General features: G+C 52.7%; 4 protein-coding genes. 2 read left to right on the top strand and 2 right to left on the bottom strand.

Translation table 11 applies throughout. The annotated features are described in order from the left end of the window. Window positions 1-184: 184 nt before the first annotated feature. Both LKD37_RS17045 and LKD37_RS17040 read right to left on the bottom strand, forming a co-directional pair. Window positions 185-1,093 (bottom strand): recombination protein NinG, encoded by a 909-nt coding sequence (locus tag LKD37_RS17045; RefSeq protein ID WP_071431000.1) that lies wholly within the window; start codon window positions 1,091-1,093, stop codon window positions 185-187. Between the two features lie 56 nt (window positions 1,094-1,149). Next, window positions 1,150-2,082, bottom strand: coding sequence for a hypothetical protein (locus LKD37_RS17040; RefSeq protein ID WP_071430998.1), 933 nt, complete (start codon window positions 2,080-2,082; stop codon window positions 1,150-1,152). 154 nt (window positions 2,083-2,236) lie between these two features. Here LKD37_RS17040 and LKD37_RS17035 point away from each other — a divergent pair, with 154 nt between their 5' ends. Both LKD37_RS17035 and LKD37_RS17030 read left to right on the top strand, forming a co-directional pair. Continuing rightward, window positions 2,237-2,545 (top strand): transposon-encoded TnpW family protein, encoded by a 309-nt coding sequence (locus tag LKD37_RS17035; RefSeq protein WP_180956844.1) that lies wholly within the window; start codon window positions 2,237-2,239, stop codon window positions 2,543-2,545. Beyond that, a partial coding sequence (locus LKD37_RS17030) for a recombinase family protein (RefSeq protein WP_431833235.1) occupies window positions 2,542-3,854 on the top strand: 1,313 nt, incomplete at its 3' end. The genes LKD37_RS17035 and LKD37_RS17030, both read left to right, overlap by 4 nt.

The following is a 3,854-nucleotide window of genomic DNA, read 5'->3' as shown; positions in this document are numbered from 1 at the left end:
GTCACAACGCTCCGGTCTACATCAAAAAGCCGTGCAATGGCCTTTTGGGTCAGCCAAACGTCGTGATCCTGTACCCGTACCTCAATGCCATCCTCATGGGCATCTTTCGTGAACACAAGGAAATCCACTGTGCTGTTGCGGATTTGCAGTTTATCCTTCTTGGCGTCTGCCATGTCGTTTCACCTCAATCTTCTTCGCTGGTTTTCTTCCCACGGCTCTTATAGACATTATACTGATTCTTGCAGCGGGGACTGCAAAAAGCGGAATTGGAGCGGCTGCTCAGGAACACCTTCTGGCAGTGCTTGCACAGCCGCAGGGGCTTCTCTCCGTCCACCAGCAGGAAGCTGAACATCATCTGGATGCCCAGCAGCAGCGAATGGAAGTCCCAATAGATGGTCGGTTTGTCCAGCAGCTCAATATGATAGCTGGGCGCAATGCCGCCGAAAGCAGCCATGCCTTTGCGATACAGATTCCGGGTATCCTCATCGATCAGGTCATAATCGTTGTAGTACAGAATAGATGTGGTCAGCGTAAAGGCCCAGTCCTTGAACTGCTGCGCCACCCAGTCATAGGCTTCAGCATACTCTCGCTGGAAGCTCATGGTTTTCGCCATGGGTTCACTCGCAAAGGTCATGGTCAGCGCCACCATCATGTTGTCGCCGGACACGCTCCATCTGGACTCAATGCCCTTCTTGACCAGATCCAGCTGGTCAAAGGGATAGAATAGCGCCAGATAGTCCTCGGTTTCCATGGATTCTGCCTTGATGAAGTGGTTTTTCGGCAGATAGACCGCCTCATAATCCATGAAGGACGGCGTGGTGGGCAGCGCTGTCATCAGGCCCAGCAGACCGTAATGGGTTACAAATTCCAGAATGGCCTTCTGCACCTCGTCCTCCGGGCTGCGGTTCATCATCAGCATTCCCACATTCAGCGCATCCAGCACGATTCCCGGCGCTTCCTTCAAGGGATTATATATGTCGGGCTTGGCATTCTTCCCCGGCGTGATATACCGCTTGCCGTCTGCGGCTGTTTTCAGTTCATAGCGGTCATACCGTACCCAATGGGAACGGGACTGCTCAAAGAGATTCTTCATGGCGCTGTTCCTCTCAACTCGTAATCCAACTATATATTAACCGTATTACTATTGTATCAACCGTCCTTGTCATCGTCAAGGGCGGCTTTCTTTTTTCTCGGTTTGGTTTTGTTTTCCCGGCGGATCACGGCATCTTTGCCCATGGTTTGCAGCAGTGCTTCATATTCCTCTACGAACTCGCGCTCCCGCAGAGTAATGCTGTAGTCCCTTTCCAGCTTTTCACTCAGATGCTCATACATCCGCCTTTGCAGCTTTTTCTGAATGGTCATACGCAACTTTCGGATATTCCGGTCGGACTGCCCACGGATGGCAGCAAGCCTTGTGGTGCTGTATTGCTTGACGAACAGGTAATACAGTACCTCCTTCTGTTCATCACTGAGGGTGAAGAAGAGCTTGGAGAGAAAACGGTTTGCTGTCAGCTCATGCAGCTCGTAGGGACAGGAGAAGATGATGTCGAGAAAATTTCCCTGACAGAGCTGGCGGAACCTTGGCAGATTCATCCAGAGGGGAGCAATTCTCGGCTCTGGCACGGCCTGAAACTCCAACGGCACATCCCCGCGCAGGTTTTCGTGGTCACGCTCCCGGCGTTCCCGATTTCTGTCCAGCTTGTTCCACTCGTCTACCACAGTCAGAAAATCCGATTCCGTCCGGGCTGCTTCCTCCAGCCGCCGCACAGCCTCTGCGCGAATTTCCCGCTTGAGCCGTTTTTCGCTGGTGGGCGCGGCTTCCTCTTCCTCGTCCTCCAGCTCGGCGGCATAGTTTCTGGGATGCTCGTCCTGCTCCAGCTCGCTTTCCAGCTCCAGCGTGCGTTCCTCTGCAAGCGCTTCCTCCAGCGATTCGTTCTCCGGCGCACCGTCCGACGCATCCTCCCAATCGGCAAAGCTATCCTCATCCATTTCAAGGTCGGCTTCCTCTATTTGCTCCTCGGTATCTTCTTCCTCATCGGAAAAATCATCATCCCACAGCAGTTCATCCTCCCATGGTTCCACGACAGCTTCACCTCCTCGAAAAAATATTTTTCTTTTTCTCAAAAAACAGTTCCGATTTACACCCCGTTTTTCTCCTATTAGTGAAAGGGTAATCTAAACGCAAGTTACTAAGGTTACTATCTTAAACACAGAGGGTAGAAAGGAGAAAAAGAACATGGAAAACCAGCATAAAGACATGATTGGCTTACAGCCAACGGAACCGGACTTATTATACCAAAAACCAACAAATTACGCAAGGAGGAAGCCTATGGAGCAAACGAAACAGGAACAGTTCATCATTCGGCGCATCGGCGGCACCACCTATAAGGTAAGGGTCGCATTCAGCGAAACAGCGGTGGAGACCATGGAGGAAAAGATTCTGCGGATGATCCGCAATGAAGGGGTTACAAATGACGGCACTTGTGCTATAATGGAAGCACCACAAATGAGCCGTCAGTCTGAAAGGAGCGCCGAATGCGCATGAAACAGACTGAGGAAAAGATCACCGCTCTGTATGAGCGGCTAAGCCGTGACGATGACAATGCCGGTGATAGCAACTCCATCGTGAATCAGAAAAAATACCTCGAAAGCTATGCCCAGCAGAGAGGCTACACCAACTGCCGCCACTATACTGATGATGGATGGAGCGGCGGCAATTTCGAGCGTCCGGCATGGAAACAGCTGGTGGCGGACATTGAAGCAGGCAAGGTGGCCCATGTCATTGTCAAGGATATGAGCCGGGCGGGGCGTGACTATCTGCAAACCGGCTTTTACACAGAGGTATTCTTCCGGCAGCATGGCGTCCACTTTGTTGCCATTGCCAACGGCGTGGACAGTGATGACCAGAACAGCAACGAGTTTGCGCCCTTCCTCAACATCATGAACGAGTGGTATCTGCGCGACCTGAGCCGCAAGCAGAAAACCGCCATTCGGGTCAAGGGGGAATCCGGCAAGCCAACCACCAACTGTGCCATCTACGGCTATAAGAAAGACCCGGAGAACAAATACCACTGGCTGATCGACGAGGAAGCGGCTGCCGTGGTGCGGCGTATCTTCCAGCTGACCATTGAGGGCAAAGGCCCCTACGACATCGCCCGCATCCTGTTTGATGACAAGATCAACACGCCTGCGGTCTACTTCGGCAAACAGAATAAGGGCATCTGGAAAAGCAAGGAGGAGTTCCCCAACCCCTATAACTGGAGCGGCTACATCGTTGGGCAGATTCTCTCCAAGCCGGAGTATATGGGGCATACGGTGAATTTCCGTTCCCACAAGCAGTCCTATAAGGATAAAAACGCCGTGATGAATCCCAAGGAAGATTGGCTGATCTTCGAGAACACCCATGAAGCCATCGTGGATGCAGAAACATGGGAGCTGGCACAGAAGCTGCGGAAAACACCACGGCGGCATGATACGCTGGGCGAGGCCAATCCGCTGACGGGGCTTGTATTCTGCGCGGACTGCGGTGCAAAGATGATGAACCATCGCTCAAGAGGCGGCACGGAGAATAATCCTTATCCGTCGGACTTTTACGATTGTTCCACCTATACGCTGGCACATCAGAAGCGCACCCATGCTTGCAGCGGACACTATATCCGCAGCAAGGTGCTGCGGGAGCTGATTCTGGAAACCATCCGGGCAGCCAGCACCTTTGCCATCTCCGACCGGGACGCCTTTCTGGAGAAGGTGCGCTCTGCCTCCCAACTGCGGCAGGCAGAAGCGGCCAAGGAAACCAAGCGGAGGCTGAACAAGGAGAAAAAGCGGATTTCCGAACTGGATACCATCATCAAGAA

It is taken from the genome of Brotocaccenecus cirricatena, assembly GCF_020687045.1.
In the GTDB taxonomy this organism is placed as follows: Bacteria; Bacillota; Clostridia; order Oscillospirales; family Oscillospiraceae; genus Vescimonas; species Vescimonas cirricatena.
Note: the sequence above shows the minus strand (reverse complement) of the source record. Positions and strands in the feature narration are given on the sequence as shown.

What these genes read in the sequence shown, in the direction of transcription:
- LKD37_RS17045 (WP_071431000.1), bottom strand. Translation starts at nt 1,093, where the DNA reads ATGAAGAATCTCTTTGAGCAGTCCCGTTCCCATTGGGTACGGTATGAC.
- LKD37_RS17035 (WP_180956844.1), top strand. Translation starts at nt 2,237, where the DNA reads ATGGAAAACCAGCATAAAGACATGATTGGCTTACAGCCAACGGAACCG.